The sequence below is a fragment of the Paenibacillus sp. VMFN-D1 genome, assembly GCF_003386155.1.
GTDB lineage: Bacteria > Bacillota > Bacilli > Paenibacillales > Paenibacillaceae > Paenibacillus_AQ > Paenibacillus_AQ favisporus.
Genome location: NZ_QRDU01000001.1, coordinates 1,593,568 through 1,616,814, shown reverse-complemented (window position 1 = coordinate 1,616,814; position 23,247 = coordinate 1,593,568). Strand labels below are relative to the sequence as shown.

Genomic DNA, 23,247 nt, shown 5'->3' with positions numbered 1-23,247 from the left:
TGGGGTGGCCTGGATGTCGAGTAAACTTTGGTTAAATCAGTATCCTAGTGAGGTCCCGCACAGTTACGAGTATCCCAAGCAGAACGTTGCGCAATTTCTAGTGGATTCAGCTTCCCGATATCCAGAGCATATTGCTCTGGATTTCATGGGGAAGAAAATGACATTCCGATCCCTGCTGGTTTCGGTAAACCGGTTTGCGAACGCCCTGCTCCGGCTGGGTGTCCGCAAAGGGGACCGGATCGCCATCATGCTGCCTAATTGCCCGCAGGAGGTCATTGCGTATTACGGTGCGCTCCTTGCGGGCGGCGTGGTAGTCATGACGAACCCGCTGTACGTGCCGCGGGAAATTCAGCATCAGTTATCCGACGCTGACGTCCGCATCATCGTGACGTTGGATGCGCTGGTGCAGCGCGTGGAACAGGCGATGACCCACAGGCCGCTCAGTAAGCTGATCGTCACGTCGGTCAAAGACTATTTGCCTTTTCCGAAAAACATCCTATACCCTCTTGCCGCCAAAAAAGACGGAACAAATGTCTCCGTCACGTATGACGATCGGATCGTACCCTTTACCCGCCTCATGAAACAATCAAGCAGCGACCCGGTCAAGGTAGACATCGATGCGGAACAGGACCTGGCGCTCATCCAGTATACCGGAGGAACGACCGGTTTCGCCAAAGGCGTCATGCTGACGCATATGAATCTGGTAGCCAATACGATTCAATCGCAGCTGTGGTTTTACCGGGCACGGATCGGCCAGGAAAAATACTTGGCTGCGCTGCCTTTTTTCCATGTATTCGGGCTTACGGTGCTGCTTAATCAGGCAGTGTATAATGCCGGAACGCTCATCTTGGTTCCACGTTTTGAAATCAATCAGGTGCTGAAGATCATTGACCGGCGCAAGCCGACAGTGTTTCCCGGGGCGCCGACCATGTATATTGCGGTGATTCACCATCCTGAAGTGCACAAGTACGACCTTTCTTCCATAAATATATGTATCAGCGGAGCGGCTCCGCTGCCCCTGGAGGTACAGGAGCGGTTCGAGGAGGTCACGCGCGGCAAGCTGATCGAAGGTTACGGATTGACCGAAGCGTCCCCGGTTACACATGCCAACAACATATGGGAGAAACGCAAAAACGGCTCGATCGGTATTCCTTTACCGGATACCGAAGCCCGTGTTGTGCATCCCGATACGGGTGAAGAGCTGCCGCTTGGCGAAATCGGCGAGCTGGTCGTCCGCGGCCCCCAGATCATGAAGGGGTATTGGAACCGGCCGGAAGATACGGAGCGCACGCTCCGGGACGGCTGGCTGTACACCGGGGATTTGGCGAGGATGGATGAAGAGGGCTTTTTTTACATTTTGGACCGGCGTAAAGACCTGATTATAGCCGGCGGTTACAACATCTATCCGAGGGAAATCGAGGAGGTGCTGTTCGAGCATCCGGATGTGGAGGAAGCTGTCGTGGCTGGCGTGAACGACCCTTACCGCGGCGAAAATGTAAAGGCTTACATCGTGCTCCGGAAAGGCTCGTCTGTTACCGAGCAGGAGCTGAAGCAGTGGTGCAAGGAACGGCTGGCTGTGTATAAAGTGCCCAAGATCTACGAGTTTCGCGAGTCGCTGCCCAAGACGCTGGTGGGCAAGGTGCTTCGCCGCAAACTGATCGAAGAAGAGAATGAGAAGCTGGTCAATCAATCGAAGGTCGACCTATAGGGGATGACACACGGCGACGCCAAATGAGAAGGAGGGCAAGGACATGAATCCGGAAACGACGGACAGCCTGAATATGAACCTGAAGCTGAAGCAGCTGGAGAACGCCGCGAAGCATACCTTTTGGGACTTTATCGGATGCGAACTGATTGAACTTAAAAGCGATCAGGTCGTGGTAGCCTTTGATATTTTGCCCCATCATCTCAATCTCATCGGGATCGTGCACGGCGGCATGCATGCTTCAGCCATCGACTCCGCCATGGGCATACTCATTATGCTGGCCAGGCCGGAAGCCAATGTGGTTACTGTGAATTTGAACATGAACTACGTGGCTTCCACGGGTGAAGGGCGTGTCATCGTGACGGCCGAGATCATCCACAGCTCGCGCAAGCTGATAACAGCCCAGGCCTATGCGCGCAAAGAGAACGGGGATCTGCTTGCCTTCGGCACCGGTACCTTCCGGGTGCTGGAAAGGCATGTCCCTGAAGCGCAAACAGAGAGCGATAAGAGGGGGACGATGGATGAGCGTGGTACAAGAACTTGAAGCGATGGCCGGAAAAATGAACGAACAGCCGGGGGCGCTGGATGGGCTGCACGCCTCCTACCATTTTCATATTAAGGATACAGGGAAACATTTGCAGGTATATTTTCATGACGGAACCGTGCGGGTTGTGGAGGACGCTTCGGCTGACGCCGACTGCACGCTGACGATGTCTGAGAGCCATCTTCGGAAACTGCTCCGGAACGACTTGAACACGACGATGGCGTACATGACCGGATCGCTCCGGATCGACGGCCGTCTTGGCCTGGCTCTGAAGCTTCAGGAAATACTGAAGCAGTATCAGGTTTGAATACCTGGTTTACGACATCGATGAGCGCAATAATATAGGCTGCCTTATGCAGAGCAGCCTATTTGTGCTGTTATTTTAGATATAAGAAAGGATAAGCTTCGGAGAGTGGGCTTCCTTATATCGCAAGAAAAACTCCCGCTAAATGCGGTCTGGCTTCTTAGAAGATGCGCCGATAGGCGTTTTTCTTATTTCCCTTTACGGGTTAATTTAGCGAGAGCATCCCATTGTTCCTCAGTGACGGAGCGGAGGTCATTGAATTCGCCCGCCCCCTGCAGCCATTCTCCACCGTCAATGGTGACCACTTCTCCATTGATATATCCCGCATAATCAGAAACCAAGTAGGCAGCCAAGTTCGCCAGCTCCTCTTTGTTCCCGACCCGGCGCAAAGGGACGCGATCGATCATCTGCTGCTCCAGCTCCGGCGTGGGAGAGAGGCGAGACCATGCGCCTTCGGTTGGAAAGGGTCCGGGGGCGATCGCCACCTGGCGTATCCCGTAACGTGCCCATTCCACCGCAAGGGAACGGGTCAGTGCCAGCACGCCGGCTTTGGCCGCAGCGGATGGAACGACAAAAGACGATCCGGTGGAGGAAGCATAGGTCGTCACGATATTGAGCATGGTGCCTCCCTGGCCGCGGTCGATCCAGCGTTTGCCGATCTCCAGGCTCGCATAGAACGTGCCGTGCAGTACGATGTTCAGCACCGCGTCTACGGCTCGAGGGGACAACCTTTCGGTGGGACTGATGAAATTGCCGGCGGCATTGTTGACGAGAATGTCAATCCGGCCGAAATGCCGTTCAACGGCATCCGCAAACTCCGCAATCTGTGCCGGTTCCCGAACGTCGCAAGGAGCATAGAATATTTTGTAACCGCTATCAAGAAATTGTTCGGCTGTCTGCTTCAGCACTTCTTCCCGGCGCCCTGCGATCGCCAGTTTGGCACCAAGCCGCACGAACTTTTCACCCATGGCCCGGCCCAGACCCGTTGCTCCCCCGGTAATCAACACCACTTTGTCCTGTAACAAGTTCTGCGCAAAAGGTTCCATTTCCGATTCCTCCCAAATTATGTGCTGGAAAAGAATTCATACTGCTTAACTTCCACTATATCGGAACGGGAAAGCGGCGTATAGAGCAGCCTTTGCTATGTGGAGAAAGGGCACTGATTCGATGTTATAAGTCATCCACCATCGGCGTACGTGCGGTTGTTCACTGAAGGTTTATCCAGGTACAGGAGACATGGCGATACCAGGAGGGATGATGAAATTCGGGTAGAAAAACCGCGGAAAATCGCTGTAACCCTTTTTATTGTTCACATTTTTGTCACATGTGGTTCTAAGCGCACGTTCGCCATAATAAGAAGAAGTAAACGCTTCAAACTAACATTCCTCAGCTTGTACCCTTCCTCCTAGCCCTTTTTCCCGTTGCGATGTCAAGGTCATTCACACATTATGTAAAGGAAGTGAAGAGACTTATGGCAATTATGCAGGGGCATGCCCAAAGACGTGCCCGAAACCCGCGAGCTGTTCGTCACGTCGGAATTTGTCTGATCCTCACGGTCGTTCTTTCGGTGTTTGGAATTCCTCCATTGCCTGTTTTTGCTGCGCCTCTCATCGCGATAGACCAGCCTTCTGGCCCCTTGGGGCCGGGTATGTCCCGGATTTCCGGAACGTTTTCAGGAGTGTATGACGTGGAGCTCGCCGTAGGCGGCAACTCGCTCGTCAGTGCCCACATGGATGATCCGGAAGCGGACGGCAGCGGAAGCTGGTATGCCGACGTCGATTTCTCCAAGTACGACGGCCCGGTAGAACTGGCGGCTAGGGGAAAAGACAGCGTGACCCGCTATGTGGCCTGGTCTCCCTATATGTCGGTGGAGGTAGATAATCCGGGGGCCGCGCTCCCACAAGTGCAGATTACAAGCCCAGGCGAAACGAGCCCCGTGAAGGGGAGTGTCAATGTCCTCATTCAAGCAGGGGGCAAAAACCCGGTCAGCAACGTGCAAATCCGGATTAACGGCGGAGAGTGGAAGGATGCGCCTCCCAAAGGATCAGGATACCAATTCAAGTGGAAGACAGCGGCTTATGCCGGACGGGTCAATAGCCTTGAAGCGAAAGCCGTGGATTCAAACGGAAATACAGGATACAGCAGCGCAAAATATGTGGAAGTCGTGAACGTATACAGCCAAGCAACGCTGCAGGAGGACCAGCAGGAGCAAGAGGGCTGGACAGAGCAGGATGCCCAGAATGATCAAGATGTTCAAACCGATCAAAATATCCAACAGAATGCCGAAACGGAACTGAATGTCCAGAAAGACCAGAATGCTCAAATCGATCAAGATGTCCAAGCGCTGCAAAATAACGAAACTGCACAGGATGACTCGGCGGCACAGGATGCTTCAGCGGTACAAGATAACTTAACAGAGCAAGAGGTACCTCAAGCACAAGATGCCCCAACAGCTCAAGATGTCACCAAGGCACAAGATGAGATGACGACCCCTCCCTCGGAAGATACAGTTAATGAAGGGAAACCGGATGAGGGGATACAAATGAAAGCAGATCCTGGCTCCGAGAAGGTTGAAGCAGCATCCAACCCGACGACTGTTACCCAGCAGGTGTACGGTCAAGATCGGGCCATGTGGATCTGGGAAAATGAATCCTATCCCTTGATCATGAACCCAGGTTCCCGTAATGTGCTGGATGCTATGGCATCCGACACGTCGACGTTCGGGCAGAGACCGATCCGGACGCTGTACCTGGCGGTCGGACCCTATTTCGGCATGCGAATGCTGGAGGACAAACGGCCGGAGGTCAGGGATTTCGTCGGCTGGGCTCATGATAAGGGCTACCAGGTGCAGGCTTTGATCGCCGGCGGTACGACGCCGCCCTATTTCGGAGCCTATGCCCGTTACCGGACCCAGGCGGTCGCCGAGTTTGAAGGTATCCTGAATTACAATTTGTCCTCGGATCCAAGGGAGAGATTCGACGGTGTAAACATTGATACGGAGCCTTACAGCCTCGGTGATTTTAAAAGTGCCAAACCTTCGGTTCAGGTACAGTACCTTGACATGCTCAAGGCATTGATGGACCGCAAGCAGGCTTCCGGCCTGGACCTGCAGGTCGGGGCCGCCATCCCGCGCTGGTTCGACACATCGGTGGACGCCAGCAGCATCTCGTGGAACGGCTCGGTCAAATGGATGTCCCAGCACGTTCAGGATACGCTCGATTACATTTCGATTATGGACTACCGGGATCAGGCGGACGGCAGTGCAGGGATCATTGAACAAGCACGCGGAGAAATCGACTATGCGAATCAGATCGGCAAGCCGAATTCGGTCGTCATTGGCGTGGAAACGATCGATGTCGCCGACGGCGGCGATCCGGAGGCCATCAGCTTCTATGAGGAAGGCCGCACCTACATGGAGTCGGAACTGAACAAAGTGTACGCCGCTTTTGAAGGAGATCCAGCCTTCGGAGGGATCGCGCTCCATCATTACGGCAACCTGAGAATATTCCCGTCTGCATGGGGACCGGGAGGCGTGTTCTGGCAGCCGCCGCAGGACAGCGAACCGCCTTCAGCTGTTACGGGCACTCCGCAGGCAGCCGCCTTTGATTATCAGCGGGTCGATATCACCTACGGGCCGGCGTCCGACAACGCCACCGTGAAAGAGTACCGCATTTATCGCGGCACGGATGCGCAGTTTGAACCGGATCCAGCCTACCTTGCCGGTATATCTAACAAACTGAATTTCCGCGACGTCGGGCTGCTGCCAGATACGACATATATCTATAAGGTAACGGCCGTTGATTCCTCCGGTAATGAAGGGCCTGCAAGCCAGCCGTTCTCCGCAACGACGGGACATACCGATCTCAAGCCGATGATCGTGGGGCAAATGCAGGTCACTTACGACGGGACCAAGGCGACCGTATCCCTGCAGGTCGTCGACAAAGAGACGGGAGCTGGGCTTCAGGCAACGGTTTACGGCCGGTTTACCTCTATGGGCGGAAAATATGTCGGTGGCGCCACTACAGCGACAGGTACGTACACCGCTTCATCCGAAGCGATCAATGCGGCCGCGGGTAAAGCCGGTTTTGCCGCCCGCAGAATCCTGGCGCCCGGGTACTACTGGGCACAAGCTTATGATTCCCCCGACGGCCGGTTCACGGAGTGGGGGGGATAACGCCAAGCTCGCAATGGTAACGAGACAATATGATCCAGATGGTTGGTTAAACGGAAGGGCGCAGTGTTTATTCTGCGTCCTTTTTTTCGCTTCATACGAAGCCTCATTTCTGTAAAGAAAATAGATACTCATAGATTTCGCTATAAATATAGATGTACGTGAGATTTGTCACCAAAAAAGCTTAAAAATCATGCTTAGGCAAGGGATCTCACATTCTGTGGCGAAGGTGTAAAAAGGAGCGGAATGCATCCTAAAACTACATAAAAGGTGTGACTCAACTTTGACGAAACCGAATGTGATTGTGATTTACTGTGACGATTTGGGATACGGTGACTTGGGCTGTTACGGCTCCGATGCGATTCGCACGCCGCACTTGGATGCGCTTGCACAAGATGGAGCGCGTTTCACCAACTGGTACTCGAACTCACCGGTATGTTCACCATCCCGCGCGGCCTTGCTGACGGGAAAGTATCCCGCAAAAACAGGTGTCAGCCATATATTAGGAGGAAAGAGGGGGACAGGCGGATTAAAGGCCGACACCAAAACCCTGGCACAGCGCCTCAAAGAACATGGCTACCGGACAGCTTTATTCGGGAAATGGCATCTTGGATCCGCAGCGGACACCAAGCCCAATGCCAAAGGATTTGATGAATATTTCGGCTTCCAGGCCGGTTGCGTAGACTATTATTCTCACATTTTTTACTGGGGAATGCCGAGTGTGAATCCTGTGCACGATTTATGGAGCAACGACGAAGAGGTCTGGCGGGACGGCGAGTATCTGACGCATCTGATCACCGACAAATCCGTCGATTTTATCGAGGCAAGCCGGGATGCTGGCAAGCCGTTTTTCCTGTATGCCGCTTATAATGCGCCTCATTACCCGATGCATGCGCCGGAAAAATACATGAAGCGCTACAGTCACCTCCCAAGGGACCGTCAGCTGATGGCCGCCATGATCTCGGCTGTTGACGACGGAGTCGGCGATATTGTGGCAGCGCTTAAACGGGTGGGGGCGTACGAAAACACCATTATTTTCTTCTCGAGCGACAATGGACCCTCTTCGGAGTCGCGCAATTACCTGGACGGAACAGAGGATGTGTACTATGGCGGAAGCGCCGGAATCTTCCGCGGACATAAAGGCAGCCTGTTCGAAGGAGGGGTTCGGGAACCGGCCATCCTCGTATATCCATCCATCATCGCTCCAGGACAGACGAAGGAAGATGTCGGCATGATGGCCGACATCGTGCCGACCGTGATGGATCTCGCCGGTCTCCCCGTCCCCGCGGAGGAAGAGATCGATGGAAGCAGCATCGTGCCGATGCTGACGCAAGGGGCAGGCACTCCACATCAGCAAATATGCTGGGAGTACGGCAGCCAGCTTGCGATTCGGGAGGGCAAATGGAAGCTTGTGCTTGGCGGCAAGCTCGACTTTGACCGGACCCAGCCGGACGACGTTCATTTGTCGGATTTAGAGGCGGACCCGGGCGAGCGGGTCAATCTGAAGGACGAGTTCCCGGAGATTGCGCAGCGATTGGAAACAGATGTCCGGCAATGGTATGCCACGCTTCTGTAGTTCTTCCTTGGGGTAATGAAACGTGAAGGATGCACCCGGGACAAAGTTCTCATTGTATTCGGACTTGAGATCAGAAATAATAGAAGGCTGGAGCTGTCATCTAGCCATGCCAGTTCATTCGATCCAAATCATAAAAGGAGTTGATCGTATGCCAACGATTCAAGTGGAAGGCAGAGAAGCGATTAGAGCAGAGGAAGGGCAGAAGCTAGTCCTGGCCCTGGAGGATAACGGGGTGGATATTTTGCACCGGTGCGGAGGAAATGCCAGATGCACGACCTGCCGGGTGGAAGTGTTGAAAGGCGATGCTGGCCCTGTCGGGGAAGCCGAAGCAGCCATTCTTACCACCAAAGGAATTCACGAGCCGAATGTCCGTCTGTCCTGCCAAATTCGGGTACATAACGACCTGACGGTCAAACCTGTGATGACGGTATCTGATTCCGGGATGGATCCTGGTAAAAGACCAGTAGACTAAGGTTATCCGGTCGAAACAGCCACAAAATAAAACGGCTTTCTTTCCGCCAGGTTTCGGGGAGAAAGTAAAACGGCTTTCTTTCCGCCAAATTCCGGGGAGAAAGCCGTTTTTCCGTTATTTTAACAGCCAGAGCGCCGGAACGTTCGGCGGTTCCCAGCCTGTCAGCGAGGTATGGGCCTGCCGGCATTCATAGGTCGCTCCGTTATAGGTAACGAGCGTGCCTGGTGTGTAAGCAACATTGGGTGCCCATGCCGCTGCGGATGAGGACGAAGCCGTCTTGGCGGTTACCGCATTGCTGGCGGACGATTCATTTCCCGCCGCATCCACGGCACGAACGGTAAACGTATAAGATGTATCGGCCGCGAGTCCGCTGGCCGTGTAGGTCAGCGTCGTGCCGGATACGGTGCCTGCCAGCGCGCTTCCATTGTAGACCCGGTAGCCGGTTACGCCAACGTTATCCGTCGAAGCCGCCCATTTCAATTTAACCGTACCCGAAGTTGGTGTACCGTCAACCTGCAGACCGGTTGGAGCGGAAGGTGCCTGGGTGTCCGGTGGATTTGTGCCAGATGTGGTGAATGTTACGGCACTGCTGGCATCCGAAGTGTTACCCGCAGCGTCTACAGCCCGAACCGTAAACGAATAGGATGTATTGGGTAAAAGTCCGGTGACCTGATAACTGAGGACGGAACCTCCCGTTGTTGCGACAAGCGTGCCTCCGTTGTAGACCTTGTAGCTTGTCACGCCGACATTATCGCTCGAAGCCCCCCAGGTCAGCGTTGCGCCTGTTGACGTTATGGCAGATGCCTTCAAGCTGGAAGGCGCCGAGGGTGCCGTGGTATCGGGAGTGCCGCTGCCGCCGCCGAAGTCCACATCGATGACATTGTAGAAGGCGTTGGCGGTATCCGCGATTTCCCAAACGGCGAGGATCACCTGATATCCGGTGCGGCTCGGGACATTACAGGTGCTGGTGTAAGTTGCTCCAGGCTGCACACCGTTATAATTTTCCGAACAGAATGGCGTCAGATCAAAAGAATCTCTTGTGAGAGGCGTATTGGGATTCCAGTTCTGCTTCGTGATGTAATATTTCCAGCTGGTCGTCGCGTGTCTCGCCGTCAGGGTCCAGCTGAAGGTATTTGTCCCTGGAGAGAGGTTAACCTTGCTCCAGCGAGCCTGAGATTGTTCATCCAGCGTTGGAAAAGCTCCGTTGGCACTGGCGATTTTACCATCTGCCGGGCCTGCGGCAGGAAATCCCTTCGGAGCTTCTAAGCTTTGAGGCTCATAGACAATCGGGCCGCAATTGGTATTGGCACCCGTTTTGCATAAGTAAGCGCGGCTGCCGGGGGACTGGACATAACCATGCGCGGAAGCACGCTCCACGATCATCAACGTGCACAGCAGCGTGATCAAAGCTAAACTGCCTGCGAACAGCCATTTAAGCACTCCATGCTGTCGTAACCGAATCGTAGTCATCCAAATTTCCTCCTCTAATCCGAATATGAAAACAACATGTGTCATTCTGGCTGCAGATATCGCTTTGGCCGTCCCACCCCCTTATAAGAAAATTGATTCAACTTGCTTGGCCAGGGCCGACCTTGTTATCGGTCAGCTTTCGGAATGTTGGTTATATAAACTCGGCAGGCGAGCTTATATCGGAACATGGATGTTGATTTTTTAATTAATAAACTACATAAAAAATCAATATTTAGTAATAATTAGTATCGTTTAACACAACGATAAACCAATTAAGCATCCCCCTCAATAATAAAAAACAACGATTTAGGTAGTGTTTGAGTGAATCGTTTCCGTTCATTCATAAAAAATTGCGAAATGCGGAAACCTAATCAAGTCTGCAATGTATTCATTTTCGAACTCATGCGCTTAATTATTGTGAAACCTATATTGTTAATGGGAGGCCGCACAACAACATGTCCAATGTGTTAATGATCAAAGCGAATGACCGTCCGTTAGAGCAATCGGTTACGGTTCAAATGTATGAAACGTTCGTCAAAACGTACCGGGACACCCATCCGGATGACGTGGTTACCGAGCTGGATTTGTTCGCCTTGAACCTGCCGAATTATGGGAACACGGCACTTACCGCTCTCTTCAAGCGCAGCCAGGGACAGGAGTTGACGCCAGAGGAGACGAATATCGCCGATTTGGTTCGCGTTCATATCGATCAGTTTCTCGCCTCCGACAAGGTGGTCATCGCGTTCCCGCTCTGGAACTACGCTGCGCCTGCACCGCTGATTACGTATCTGTCCTATTTGGCTCAAGCCGGAACCATGTTCCGATACACACCCGAAGGCCCCGTCGGTCTAGCCGGGGGGCGTAAAGTGGTTCTGCTGAATGCCCGGGGCGGCATTTACTCCACGGAGGACATGGCTCCTTTTGAAGGGGCGATCCGTTTCGTGAAATCCAACTTGATGCTGTGGGGAATTACGCCGGAAGAAATCATTATTGAGGGACATAACCAGATGCCTGCCGAAGCAAAGAACATTATTCAAAAGGGACTGGATCAAACAGCAAAATACGCTGTGACGTTTTAAACGAGTATTGAAAGCATTTCGGCTGACGGCAGTCGGAATGCTTTTTTGTATTTTTTTCGGTAAAGTTCAAGCTAACCACATTTTTCATAAAAAAATGAGTTGACAGAAAGCGCATTTCATCGACTATAATATGTAGACCGTTCGTTATAATTTTGAAAGGAGGTCATAAGCGCGATGACGGAAAAGCCCAATTCCCGTGAATCCATCGTGGAAACAGCAACACGTCTTTTTGCCAAACAGGGCTATCACGGAACGGGATTAAACCAAATTATCAAGGAAAGCCATTGCCCTAAAGGCTCACTGTATTATTATTTCCCAGAGGGTAAGGAGGAGCTTGCCCAAGAATGCATTTTACGGATTAAAAGTGCGGTATCCGACAAGTGGGAAGAGGCTTTTAACCGGTTTGACGATCCGTCTCAGGCCATTCAGCATTGTATCGATGTGATTGCGGCCGATGCCAAAGCCACCAATTTCGAAGGGTTTATCCCGCTCAGCTTCTGGAATGCGGTAGAAACCTCCTGCATCAGCAATACCCTGAGAGAGGCTTGTCAAGGCGTGCTTCAGGAGTGGGAGAGAGTCCTGACCACACGGCTGCAGGATGCCGGGGTAGAGCTGTCCCGTTCACAGGAAGCCGCAACAGTCATCCTTTCATTGCTCGAAGGATCGCTGCTGATCGCCCAGACGAACAAGGATACGGGACCTATATTCCTTGCATCCAAATATGTTGGCATATTGCTGGACCGCCTTTTGGCCAAAAATACATCGGATGAAGCGCATAAAGAAAAATAAGGCCGAATGAATAGAGAGATTACAGATATTAGAGAAAATAGATAGAGACATATAAAGAGAGATAAGCGAGACATTGGACATATGACAGGAGGATGGGATTGTGGAAGCAGCCGTACAGCATACGCAAGCTCAAATGCAAACGGAGAAAAAATTTAAAGTTTTACCGATCATGATTTCACTTCTCATTGCCGGATTTATCGGCATGTTCAGTGAAACGGCGCTGAATATCGCGCTCAGTGATTTGATGCAGGTCATGCATATCACGCCTTCGACAGCGCAATGGCTGACGACCGGATACCTGCTGACCTTGGGTATTCTGGTCCCGGTGTCGGGATTGCTGCTGCAGTGGTTTACCACAAGGCAGCTATTTATTACAGCGCTCAGCTTTTCGATTGTCGGAACCCTGATAGCGGCGCTTGCGCCATCGTTTGAATTTTTGATGGTGGCCCGCGTTGTGCAGGCAATTGGAACCGGCATTATGCTGCCGCTGATGTTTAATACGATTTTGGTCATTTTTCCGCCGGAGAAGCGGGGAGGCGCGATGGGAATCATCGGGCTGGTCATCATGTTTGCGCCGGCGGTCGGACCGACGATCGCGGGTCTGTTAATCGAGAACCTCAGCTGGCACTGGATTTTCTGGCTGTCGCTGCCGTTTTTGATTCTGGCTCTGGTATTCGGCATTGCGTTTATGCAAAATGTGTCCAGCATCACCAAGCCGAAGATCGACTTGCTGTCCATCGCGCTGTCCACCATCGGATTCGGCGGCATCGTGTTTGGTTTCAGCAGCGCCGGTGAAGGGAGCGGTGGCTGGACGAGCACCAAAGTAATCTTGTCGCTAGTTATTGGTGTGGTCGGCCTCTTGCTGTTCGGATGGCGTCAGCTGTCGATGAAGCAGCCGATGATTAATCTGCGCGCTTTTAGATATCCGATGTTTTCCGTTGGCGTAGTGATGATCTTCATCAGCATGATGATCATTCTGTCGTCAATGCTGGTACTGCCGCTGTTCCTTCAAGGTGGTTTTGGCAAATCGGCGTTTTATGCCGGCCTGCTCATGCTGCCGGGGGGAATCATCAACGGGATCATGTCGCCGATCATGGGACGCCTGTTTGACAAATACGGACCGAAATGGCTCGTGTTCCCCGGATTTCTGGTGGCTGCCGCATCCCTGTGGTTCTTCTCGGGCGTAACGGCCGCTTCAGCGGCGTTCCTCGTGATCGTGCTTCATACCTGCCTGATGATCGGCATTTCGATGGTAATGATGCCGGCACAGACGAACGGGCTGAATCAGCTGCCGCGTGAATACTACCCGGACGGCACAGCCATCATGAACACGCTGCAGCAGGTAGCCGGTGCCATCGGCACAGCGCTTGCCGTCAGCGTGATGTCGGCAGGCCAGGAGCATTACGCTCAGGCGCACCCCGGCGGCAATCCGCTTGACGCGTTGACTTCAGGCGTTTCAAATGCGTTTATGTTCGGGATGATTATCGCAGTCATCGGATTTGTGATTGCCCTGTTCATCAAGCGTGTACCCGTAAATCATCAGAAATGACAATAGAAAACGAAGCCTGGTATCGGTTGATACCGGGCTTTGTTTATATTTGAGGAATTGCTAAGCTTTAGCGAGCTGTCGTCAGAAAAATTGTCGCCCGAAGCTTCCTGGTATATAATGGGGTTCCAGTGGATGTCCAATCGACGTTCATTGACGGATCTGCCTGAATCGATAGTCCATTCATGAGGTGATACACTTGAAGCAAACACCGCCCAAGCTCCCGCTGACCCCGGAGGAACGTGCCCATTTAAGAGCCTTTAAAGTGAAACTGAACGATATTGCCAACCTCGATACCGCACAGTTATCACAAATGCTGGAAATCACCCGCGAACGCGCCAACATGCTAAAGGGGCTGGCCATGTTTCAATCCGTGCCCTCGATTGGTCCGAAAGTGGCCGCAAGGGTGGTTGACATGGGATACTACTCGCTGGATGAGATTAAAGACCTGGACGGTGCGGACTTCATAGATAAAATGGAGGTGCATCTCGGATACTGGGAGGATCCTTGCCTGGAGGATGCTCTTCGCTGTCTTGTGCATCATGCCAACCATCCGGGCAGCGAGCGGGAATGGCCAGATTTTACCGAAGAAAGGAAAAAATACCGGGAGCAATTCGGATATCCGGCAACAAGGCCTGCAGCAGCCTGGTACGAGCACCGGGGGAATGAGGCAACCCGGAACAAGTAAGGGGGAATAGGTTTGATTCAGCAAAAGGTTCATCAGAAAGTAAACGATATCGAGGAAATAGAGCTGGAACTGACCCGATTTAACGCAAGGCGGGCGCTTTCCTCGCAAGACAAGCGTCTGGAAGAAATGCGAATCGGCAGTGCCCGTTTGCTAGTCGAAGCTACCGGTCCGGATTCGCTCTACTACAATCGGGTGAAAGGATTCGGAATCGCGGATCTGGAGCATTTGGACCAAATTGTCAGTGAATACGAGCAAAGAAATACCCGTCCTTGTTTTGATATGGCACCAACCCGGCTGAACGAGCAGGTTGCGCTGGCATTGCACCGCAAGGGATTTCTGCCCACAGATCAGCTGGCATTTTTAGAGGCCGAGCCGGCTGAGGCTGCAGCAGTGCATCCGGATATTACCATTGAACCGGTGGACGAAGGCAATGTCGACGTTTTGCTGGAGGCCGTCAGTGATCTGATGGGAGGCGTCCCAGCTGATATTTTGGCGAGAAAAAAACGGTACTTTACCCTCCCAGAATTTCGGAATTACCTCGCCTATTCGGATGGCCAGCTGGCCGGGATTGGATCGATGTTCATCCATACGGGAAAAGGCTATTTGGCCAACGATTATACCTTGCCCGCGTTTAGGGGTAGAGGATGCCAGACGGCGCTGATCCGCCATCGGTTGTCGGAGGCCAAGCGGACTGGCCTGTCGACGGTGTACACGGATGTGGTGTTCGGCTCTTCAAGTCATAACCATATGCTGGTCCAAGGGTTTAAGCATGTGTATACCAATTCCTTTTGGGTCAGAGACCAGTAAAAAACACTCCCTGCGGGGAGTGTTTTTTTGCCTACTTCTTGTACTGGCTTATGCTGTCTTGCAGCAGCTGGAGCACCAAATCCCTCAGCCGGGGCGGCGATACAACCTGCACATCCGGGCCAAATCGGAGCAGCCTCCGGGCTGTAAACGGGAACTCCTCAAGCGGAACCGGGCCGCTCCACTGTCCGTCCACAGCCGTATGCAAAATCGGGTCGTCTTTGGCAAGCCGCATACCAAAAGGGGTAAACCGCAGCACCACCTCGGCTTTGTCCCGCTCATCAGTTGACTGCATCCACACTGCCAGGGACGGCACTTCCGGATCGATCGCACCGGTTTTCTCCACACGCTGGATCCGGTCCACGCGAAAAAGGAGCGTCTTCTCCGGGTTTCGCGCAGGCATATACCAATAGCCATTCTCAAAATAAATGCCAAAGGGGTACACGTTGTGCTCCTTATTACCTTTTGCGGACTTATACACGATCCGGATTTCCTGTTTGGCAATCGAAGCTTCTAAAATTTCCGTCGTCCAAGGGGCAGGCTCATGCAGCTGCATCATTCGGAAAGAAATATGGCTGCGCATCTGATCGATGTTCGTCTGTACGTCGGAAGGCAGGGACCCGTAATATTGCACGGCCAAGTGGGAGCGGATCGCGTCAAAAGGGAAATCGGGCACCTTCTCCAGCATTTCGAGCATCAGAAACAAACCGAGCGCCTCGGTTCGGGTCAGCTGCAGCGGCGGCAGAATCCGGTTCTCCAGCGCGCGGTATCCGCCATGAGCCCCTTGTTCGCTGTACAGCGGAAAACCGATTTGCTGCAGGTAATCCAGGTCGCGCTGGATGGTCCGGACCGAGACGTTAAAACGTTCAGCTAATTCGCGGGCCGTAAACTTCTTCCGTGAGTCGATGATCCGCATCATGGCTAATCTCCGCTCATTCATGATATCCTCCTAATCACGTCAAGTTATGTCGTAGTTACATTGTAACATATGACAGAAGGGAGCGATAAAAACATGAAAAGCTCGAAAGTAGTGCTGTATCCCGCGGTTAGTCTGGACGGATATATTGCACCTTCCGACGGATCGGTGGACTGGCTGTTTGACGTTGAAGGCGCTAGGTTATACGCCAGCGATCTTGAATTACGATTTGAATTCGGCATTCACCGGATCCGTTATTAGCTTCTTTGCGGAAGACGCAGCAAACCAAGTTTTCTTCCATTGGCCTTTTGCCGCCAACACCACCAGCACACTGGCTACGGCCACACCGCTCAGAATCAGAAACCCGGGCGTATACGACCCGGTAGACTCGTACAATCCGCCGAGCACAAGCGGCAGCAGATAACCGCCGAACCCGCCGGCAGCGCCGACGATGCCTGTAACAATGCCGATCTCATCACGAAAACGCTGGGGCACAAGCTGGAAGACCGAGCCGTTGCCGGCACCCAGGCACATCATTCCGGCAAAAAGAAGGATGGAGATCACGTACAGCGGCGGCAGCGAGGAGACGCAGGCGAGCATGATGGCTGCCCCGGTATACAAGATGAGCAGCATGCGGACGCCTCCGATCCGATCGGACAAATACCCGCCCACCGGACGGAAGAGGCTCCCCGCGATGACGCATACGGTCGTAAAATCAGCGGCATGCACAGCCGAAAGATTATATTGCGTATGAAAAAAGATCGTCAGGTAATTGGTCAGACCGACAAAGCCGCCGAACGTAACACAGTACAGCCAGCAAAATAGCCAGGTATCCTTTTGCTTTAACACCGAGCCGTACTCGGACAATTTTTTGGGGGCAGGCTGGTTGGGGCTGTCTTTGGCAAAAATGCTGAAGAATATAAACACGATGACGATCGGGATCAAGGCGATGCCGAATACGGCTTCCCATCCGCCAAAATGCTGTGCCAGCCGGTTCGCGAACAGCGTGCTCAGCACCGTACCGCTGTTCCCGGCTCCGGCGATGCCCATCGCCAGGCCTTGATACTGCGGCGGATACCAGCGGCTGGCGAGCGGAAGCGCAGCCGAGAACGAAGCCCCGGCAATGCCGAGCAGCAGGGCGATGACGTGCAGCTCGCCGAGCGAGTCTACGAACCGCCAGCCCCAGATCAGCGGCACCATCGTCAGCAGCATTCCGAGCTGTCCGGTGCGCTTCGGCCCGATATAATCGGTCAGGAAACCGAGGACCAGCCTCAGTACCGAACCGCCCAGCACCGGCAGCGCGACCAGGTTCGCTTTTTGAGACGCGGTCATCGGATAATCTTCCATCATAATGACGCTCAGCGGCCCGAGGAGCACCCAAATCATAAAGCTGATGTCAAAATAGAAAAATGCGCTGAATAAAGACGGTTTATGCCCACTTTTCCAAAACGTCGTTCCTTCTTTCATCTCCATCTCCTCCATATCTTTTATCGCATACAATACAAAAAGCCGCAGATTGCCCATAAGCGGACAACCAGCGGCCTCATTGCCATGGGAAGTATTCTTCCCGGATGAAAGATCACGTCTTTGTGATTTCGAAATGAATTATAGTGGAATGTAAAATGCGTGTCAATAAACTATACATAAATTTTGTTATCGGGACATGAATCATCGTGATTTTGGTGAATATTAGAATGTCGTGTAATATATGTTGACATTAATTTCATTTTCTATTATGCTCAATTCAAATCCATTTTCCGGTACAACGGTGTACCTGTTGGCTAACTGGCAATGACGCCCGTTCTCTTGATCTCCAAGGGACGGGTTTTTTTATTTTTAGGCCTGGCCTACACAGTTTTTTAGCGGAGGTGACTGCAATGGGGAAGCCCAGGCTTGTCGTAGTCGGCAACGGGATGGCAGGGATGAGATGCGTGGAGCATATATGCGATTTTGCGCCCGACCGGTATGAAATCACTGTGTTCGGAAATGAGCCCCATCCCAATTACAACCGGATTATGCTGTCAAAAGTGCTCCAAGGCGGAACAAATGTAGATGATATTACGATCCATGATTGGGCTTGGTATACAGAACGGGGGATTTCCCTGTATACAGGAGAAACTGTACTTCGCGTCGATCCCGGCCAGCAGCGGATCTACACGGCATCCGGGCGTGTGGAGCCTTATGACCGGCTCATTATTGCGACCGGCTCCTCGGCCTTTATGCCCAAAATCCCAGGCATTCATAAGCCGGGAGTGACGGCTTTCCGGAATATCGCAGATTGTGAGCGGATGATGGAAGCTTCTCGAACGTATAAGCATGCAGCCGTAATCGGTGGAGGACTGCTCGGATTGGAAGCGGCAAGGGGACTGCTAAACCTCGGCATGGAGGTCGATGTCATCCATAACGCTTTGTATCTGATGAACCGGCAGCTGGATGCCTCCGCAGCGGAGATGCTGAAGCGGGAGCTGACCCAGCAGGGGATGCGTTTTCTGGTTGAAAAACGAACGGAGCGTATTCTCGGCAGAAAACGTGCGGAAGGCCTGCAGTTCTCTGACGGCAGCCGGCTTGGGGCTGACTTGATCGTTCTGGCTGTGGGCATTCGTCCGAACATTTCCGTAGCGGAAGCCAGCGGCATTCGCACAAACCGGGCGATTGTCGTGGATGATTATATGCAGACGAGTGCCGACCATGTATATGCCATTGGGGAATGCGCGGAGCACCGCGGCATTGTTTACGGCCTGGTAGCCCCGTTATATGAGCAGGCCCGCGTGCTCGCCATGCATTTATGCGGGCGGCACACGGAGCCCTATCCGGGATCAATCCCTTATGCACAGCTTAAGGTGTCGGGCGTCGAGGTATTTTCCGCCGGGCTGATCCAGGGTGGAGATTGCGAAACGGCGCTGCAGCACTTCGACGGCGTGAAAGGGACCTATAAGAAGGTGACGATGAAAAACGGCAGGATAGCCGGAGCTGTGCTCTTTGGTGACACTTCGGAAGGGACGGAGCTGTTGGGCTATTTAAAGCGGCGGGCGCCGGTGTCCGCCTTGAAGGCTCAGCCTGCCGGGGGGAATTCTTCACTGGCCAAAACGGCCGAAGCTATGGGGGATCAGGACACGGTTTGCAATTGCAACAGTGTCACAAAAGCTGCCATTATGGAAGCCGCCGGTCTGGGCGGGGCACAAACCGTGGACCAGATCCGGGAGCGGACCAAGGCGTCCGGTTCCTGCGGAGGCTGCAAGCCGATGGTGGCCGCGATTCTGGAGCTGGCGAAGTCCTCAGGAGGGAAGAAGGCGGCTCCGGCCGCTGCTCCGGTGCCGATCTGCGGCTGCACGGACATAGACCGCGCAGCGATCCGGGCCGCGCTGAGTCCGGGCAGCGATGCAAGCGTCCAAGCAGCCATGCTGCGTCTGGGCTGGAAGCGCCCGGAAGGCTGCCCGGTATGCCGATCGGCCGCCGCCTATTATCTCGGCATCCATCGCTCCGCCGACGGCGGAGAGCCCATGATCCGTGTGTCGGCAAGCTCAGCCGTCTCACCAGGAATTCCGCATTCGGAGGCCGGGCGGATCGCGCTCGAACTGGAGCGAAGAAGCATGGGGTGGTTCATGCCGACACGGATACGCATCGCGGTGTCTGCGGGTCCGTGCGACCCGGTGGGCATCCTTGTACATGATCTCGGTATCGGTGCATCCCCGGCCGGATGGGAATTGTACGCCGGCGGACATATGGAGCATCCGGTCAAGCCGGCTCAACTGGTCGGTGTCCTGCCCGATGCCGGGGACATCATCGACATGGCTCTCGGCTGCCTTGCGCTGTACCAGGAATCCGCCTATTATCGGGAGCCTGTGTGGGAGTGGCTGGAACGATACGGACTTCATCGTTTACGGGAGAAGCTGCTCGATCCCGATGAGCTCGAATCGCTGCTTGAAATGATAAGCATGACCCGATCCGCAGGTATCGACGCACAATCCGATAAACACTCTGAAGAAAGGACGGTGGGCATATGACGCTGACGATGAATACGCAATGCCCTTTTTGCAGCGTGCAGTGCAAAATGACCGTAGAGATTGCACCCGGGGAGGCCAGGCAGCGATCGGGTTTTCAGGCGACGGGAGTCCCCAATGCCGCGTCCGAGGGGCGGCTGTGCGTTAAAGGGATGAACGCACACCAGCATGCTTCAAGCCGGGACCGCCTCCTGTATCCGCTGGTGCGGAAGAACGGAGAATTGGTCCGCGCCTCTTGGGAAGAAGCATTGGACACCGTCGCAGCGCGGTTCTCGGCCATTCAGGAGGCGTACGGCCGCGATGCCGTCGGTGTATATGGCGGCGGTTCTTTGACGAATGAAACGGCGTATGCACTTGGCAAATTTGCGAGAGTGGCCCTCCGAAGCCGGTACATCGACTATAACGGGAGATTTTGCATGTCGGCTGCGGCATCAGCCGGAGTGAAGACATTCGGGATCGACCGGGGACTGACCAATCAGCTTTCGGAAATCCCGCTGGCCGAATGCATTATCCTCGCCGGCACGAACATCGCGGAGTGCCAGCCGACCCTCATGCCTTATTTTATCCGGGCGAAAGAGAATGGAGCATTCATCATCGTCATTGATCCCCGGGCAACCGCGACGGCGGAGCTGGCGGATCTGCATCTCCAGGTGAAGCCGGGAACCGACAGCGCTTTGGTGAGCGGTATGCTGAAGGTCATCTTGGACGAAAATTTGATCGACTCAGCATTTATTCAGAGCCGCACAAAGGATTTTGACCAGCTCAAGGCTGATTTGCTCCGAATTGATTTGGAAGGGATTGCCGAGTTAACAGGCGTAAGCGTTGAGCAGATAAGAACCGCTGCCGTAACTTACGCAAAAGCGGGCACCGGCATGGTGTTTACTGCGCGCGGCGTGGAGCAGCATGCCGATGGGCATATGGCGGTCCGGAATTTTCTGAATATGGTTCTGGCCACCGGGAAAATCGGCAGGGAAGGCTGCGGCTACGGTGCCGTTACCGGCCAGGGGAATGGCCAGGGCGGCCGAGAGCATGGACAGAAGGCGGATCAGCTGCCCGGCTACCGTTCGATCGAAAATGAAAACGACCGCGCGTTCGTGGCAAAGGTTTGGGGAATTCCGCCCGAAGAGCTCCCTGGAAAAGGGGTATCTGCCTATGAAATGATGGAGCTCGTACACCAGGAACAGATCAAAGCGTTATTCGTCATGGGCTCGAATCCGGTTGTTTCCAATCCCCATGCTTCACTGGTGGAGGAGGGTATCCGGAAGCTTGATTTTCTGGTCGTCGCCGATATGTTTCTGTCCGAAACGGCAAGATACGCGGACGTTGTCCTGCCGGTCACTTCCTATATGGAAAACGAAGGGACACTGACGAATCTGGAAGGCCGCGTGCTGCTGAGGGAAGCAGCCAGACCGGCGCCGGGCGAGACGCGCCATGATTGGCAAATCTTGTGCTCGGTTGCGGAAAAGCTCGGCAGAGGGGCATATTTTCCGTTTAAGGATGCAGAAGAAATTTTTAATGAGCTGAGAAAAGCCAGTCAGGGCGGGATTGCCGACTACTTCGGGATCACTTACGAACGCCTGCGGCGGGAAGAAGGCATTTACTGGCCGTGCCCGTCAACCGACCACCCGGGGACAGGGCGGTTATTTGAACGTTCTTTCGCTCACTCCGATGGACTTGCCCGGTTTCAGACGGTACCTGTTGCTTCACAGGGCGAGGAAACGGACGGCGAATATCCGCTCATCATGACCAACGGCAGGGTGCTTCCGCATTATTTGACGGGCGTTCAAACCCGGCGCAGCCCGGTGCTAGCCGCAAAGTTCGTCGAGAGCTTCATGGAAATTCACCCGCTGACCGCGCGTAAGCACCGGATTGAAGACGGAGCGCTCGTACGCGTCAGTTCCAAACGGGGGACGGTTACCGTACGCAGCCGGTATTCTGACAAAATTCGTGAGGATACCGTATTTATACCGATGCATTGGGGAGACGCTCAGAATGTGAATTTGGCCACCAATCCGGAGCTTGATCCATACTGCAAAATGCCTGATTTTAAAGTCAGTGCTGTCCGGGTTCGGCCGCTTGCCGAAGAATGGCCAGAGGATGAAGGGGAGATCATCTAGAAAAAATACACGGCATATCTGAGTTCAGCTTTAGGTTTATTTTCAAATTGGTCTGCTCCAAACCGCTGTGGATTGGCCCTTATTCCCGTCAATGACTCATGCTACAATAGCCGTGTCATGGAATTTACGATGCATGAAAGGGGAGAGGGCGCATGAATATTTTGATCGCAGGCGCTTCCGGAGCTGTCGGCCGTATGCTGGTGCCGCGGCTGGTCCAGGCCGGCCATACGGTAACAGGTACGACTCATCGGCCGGAAAACATACAAGTCATTGAATCATTGGGAGCTAAAGCCCTCGTCGCGGATGCATTTGACCGGGATGCTACTTTTGCAGCAGTCCGCGAAGCAAGCCCGGAAGTCGTCATCCACCAGCTGACATCCCTCGGCAGCCGGGTTTTCGCGGAAAACTCCCGCATTCGGGTGGAAGGAACCCGTCATTTGGTCGATGCCGCCCGCGAAGCCGGCGTGAAACGAATCATTGTCCAGAGCATTGCGTGGGCTTATCAGCCGGGGAATGGTCCGGCGACAGAAAATGTACCTCTGGATGTCGAATCTGCGGATCCTTCCCGTAAACGTACGGTGGATGCCGTTGCTGCACTTGAGGAGACCGCAGCGGAAATTCCGGAGCATGTCATTCTTCGCTACGGGTTGTTTTATGGTCCCGGAACATGGTATACAAGCGGCGGGTATATGGCCGAAGAGTTGCGTGAGGGACGAATGTCTGCCAATGAAGGAGTTTCCTCATTCGTACATGTGGAGGACGCCGCCCATGCCGCATGCCAAGCGCTGGATTGGCCGTCCGGTGCTTATAATATTGTGGATGATGAGCCGGCACGGGGCACCGATTGGCTCCCGATTTTTGCGGAGTCGGTCGGTGTTTCCCTGCGGCACACCGCTGCAGGGGAGGGGCAGCCTTGGGAACGTGGTGCGGCAAATGCCAAAGCCCGCGGACTGGGATGGAAACCGCTGTACCCCTCTTGGCGAACCGGTTTTCGAGGGAGTCATTAAAGCTTACGAAGTACACGAATGCACCGCTTATCAGACATTGGACAGCCAGGGCTGTTCC

Annotated in this window: 18 protein-coding genes and 1 pseudogene; 15 read left to right on the top strand and 4 right to left on the bottom strand. The window is 53.8% G+C overall.

Annotation, left to right across the window (positions count from 1 at the left end; genetic code table 11):
• The first annotated feature begins 13 nt into the window (after nt 1–13).
• Genes C7820_RS07605 through C7820_RS07595 form a run of 3 tightly spaced genes read left to right on the top strand, consistent with a single transcriptional unit; the run spans nt 14 to nt 2,556 of the window.
• Nucleotides 14–1,708: a long-chain-fatty-acid--CoA ligase gene (locus C7820_RS07605; RefSeq protein WP_116230421.1), complete on the top strand. Its 1,695-nt coding sequence runs from the start codon at nt 14–16 to the stop codon at nt 1,706–1,708.
• Nucleotides 1,709–1,751: 43 nt separating this feature from the next.
• The gene (locus C7820_RS07600; RefSeq protein WP_258875157.1) at nt 1,752–2,249 is read left to right on the top strand and encodes a PaaI family thioesterase; all 498 of its coding nucleotides are present in this window, start codon (nt 1,752–1,754) and stop codon (nt 2,247–2,249) included.
• The gene (locus C7820_RS07595; protein ID WP_116230420.1) at nt 2,227–2,556 is read left to right on the top strand and encodes an SCP2 sterol-binding domain-containing protein; all 330 of its coding nucleotides are present in this window, start codon (nt 2,227–2,229) and stop codon (nt 2,554–2,556) included. The genes C7820_RS07600 and C7820_RS07595 overlap by 23 nt, the downstream gene beginning before the upstream one ends.
• Nucleotides 2,557–2,741: 185 nt before the next feature.
• On the opposite strand, the gene C7820_RS07590 is transcribed toward C7820_RS07595, so the two are convergent.
• Entirely contained in the window at nt 2,742–3,599 is an 858-nt protein-coding gene (locus C7820_RS07590; protein ID WP_116230419.1) for an SDR family oxidoreductase, read from the bottom strand.
• 641 nt (nt 3,600–4,240) lie between these two features.
• Between C7820_RS07590 and C7820_RS07585 the strand changes: the two genes are divergently transcribed.
• The 3 genes from C7820_RS07585 to C7820_RS07575 all read left to right on the top strand — a co-directional run bounded on the left by C7820_RS07585 (nt 4,241) and on the right by C7820_RS07575 (nt 8,772).
• Nucleotides 4,241–6,727, top strand: a complete 2,487-nt coding sequence (locus tag C7820_RS07585; RefSeq protein WP_147306264.1) for an Ig-like domain-containing protein — start codon at nt 4,241–4,243, stop codon at nt 6,725–6,727.
• A 280-nt stretch (nt 6,728–7,007) separates the two neighbouring features.
• Nucleotides 7,008–8,300 (top strand): sulfatase-like hydrolase/transferase, encoded by a 1,293-nt coding sequence (locus tag C7820_RS07580; RefSeq protein WP_116230417.1) that lies wholly within the window; start codon nt 7,008–7,010, stop codon nt 8,298–8,300.
• Between the two features lie 148 nt (nt 8,301–8,448).
• Complete coding sequence (locus tag C7820_RS07575) at nt 8,449–8,772, top strand: 2Fe-2S iron-sulfur cluster-binding protein (protein WP_116230416.1); 324 nt, start codon at nt 8,449–8,451, stop codon at nt 8,770–8,772.
• A gap of 114 nt (nt 8,773–8,886) precedes the next feature.
• Here C7820_RS07575 and C7820_RS07570 read toward each other — a convergent pair whose 3' ends face one another.
• Nucleotides 8,887–10,242 carry a lytic polysaccharide monooxygenase gene (locus C7820_RS07570; RefSeq protein WP_116230415.1) on the bottom strand — a complete coding sequence of 452 codons (1,356 nt, stop codon included), beginning with the start codon at nt 10,240–10,242 and terminating at the stop codon, nt 8,887–8,889.
• A gap of 455 nt (nt 10,243–10,697) precedes the next feature.
• Between C7820_RS07570 and C7820_RS07565 the strand changes: the two genes are divergently transcribed.
• The 5 genes from C7820_RS07565 to C7820_RS07545 all read left to right on the top strand — a co-directional run bounded on the left by C7820_RS07565 (nt 10,698) and on the right by C7820_RS07545 (nt 15,151).
• The gene (locus tag C7820_RS07565; RefSeq protein ID WP_116230414.1) at nt 10,698–11,321 is read left to right on the top strand and encodes an FMN-dependent NADH-azoreductase; all 624 of its coding nucleotides are present in this window, start codon (nt 10,698–10,700) and stop codon (nt 11,319–11,321) included.
• A gap of 174 nt (nt 11,322–11,495) precedes the next feature.
• Nucleotides 11,496–12,110 (top strand): TetR/AcrR family transcriptional regulator, encoded by a 615-nt coding sequence (locus C7820_RS07560; RefSeq protein WP_116230413.1) that lies wholly within the window; start codon nt 11,496–11,498, stop codon nt 12,108–12,110.
• Between the two features lie 133 nt (nt 12,111–12,243).
• The gene (locus C7820_RS07555) at nt 12,244–13,659 is read left to right on the top strand and encodes a DHA2 family efflux MFS transporter permease subunit (RefSeq protein WP_116231672.1); all 1,416 of its coding nucleotides are present in this window, start codon (nt 12,244–12,246) and stop codon (nt 13,657–13,659) included.
• A 187-nt stretch (nt 13,660–13,846) separates the two neighbouring features.
• Nucleotides 13,847–14,344, top strand: a complete 498-nt coding sequence (locus tag C7820_RS07550; RefSeq protein WP_309545742.1) for a helix-hairpin-helix domain-containing protein — start codon at nt 13,847–13,849, stop codon at nt 14,342–14,344.
• 12 nt (nt 14,345–14,356) lie between these two features.
• Complete coding sequence (locus C7820_RS07545; RefSeq protein WP_116230411.1) at nt 14,357–15,151, top strand: GNAT family N-acetyltransferase; 795 nt, start codon at nt 14,357–14,359, stop codon at nt 15,149–15,151.
• A gap of 31 nt (nt 15,152–15,182) precedes the next feature.
• On the opposite strand, the gene C7820_RS07540 is transcribed toward C7820_RS07545, so the two are convergent.
• Complete coding sequence (locus C7820_RS07540; protein WP_116230410.1) at nt 15,183–16,088, bottom strand: helix-turn-helix transcriptional regulator; 906 nt, start codon at nt 16,086–16,088, stop codon at nt 15,183–15,185.
• A 48-nt stretch (nt 16,089–16,136) separates the two neighbouring features.
• On the opposite strand from C7820_RS07540, the pseudogene C7820_RS07535 reads away from it, so the two are divergent.
• Nucleotides 16,137–16,259, top strand: a pseudogene (locus C7820_RS07535) (dihydrofolate reductase); the annotation flags it as partial.
• 27 nt (nt 16,260–16,286) lie between these two features.
• Here the strand turns inward: C7820_RS07535 and C7820_RS07530 are convergent.
• Nucleotides 16,287–17,531: a nitrate/nitrite transporter gene (locus C7820_RS07530; protein WP_076169287.1), complete on the bottom strand. Its 1,245-nt coding sequence runs from the start codon at nt 17,529–17,531 to the stop codon at nt 16,287–16,289.
• 410 nt (nt 17,532–17,941) lie between these two features.
• On the opposite strand from C7820_RS07530, the gene nirB reads away from it, so the two are divergent.
• From nirB to C7820_RS07515, 3 genes are all read left to right on the top strand, one after another.
• Complete coding sequence (nirB, locus tag C7820_RS07525) at nt 17,942–20,068, top strand: nitrite reductase large subunit NirB (RefSeq protein WP_116230409.1); 2,127 nt, start codon at nt 17,942–17,944, stop codon at nt 20,066–20,068.
• On the top strand, nt 20,065–22,182 hold the full coding sequence (gene nasC / locus C7820_RS07520) for an assimilatory nitrate reductase catalytic subunit NasC (protein WP_258875156.1): 2,118 nt from the start codon (nt 20,065–20,067) through the stop codon (nt 22,180–22,182). The genes nirB and nasC overlap by 4 nt, the downstream gene beginning before the upstream one ends.
• A 152-nt stretch (nt 22,183–22,334) precedes the next feature.
• Entirely contained in the window at nt 22,335–23,189 is an 855-nt protein-coding gene (locus C7820_RS07515) for an NAD-dependent epimerase/dehydratase family protein (protein ID WP_116230408.1), read from the top strand.
• Nucleotides 23,190–23,247 lie beyond the last annotated feature (58 nt).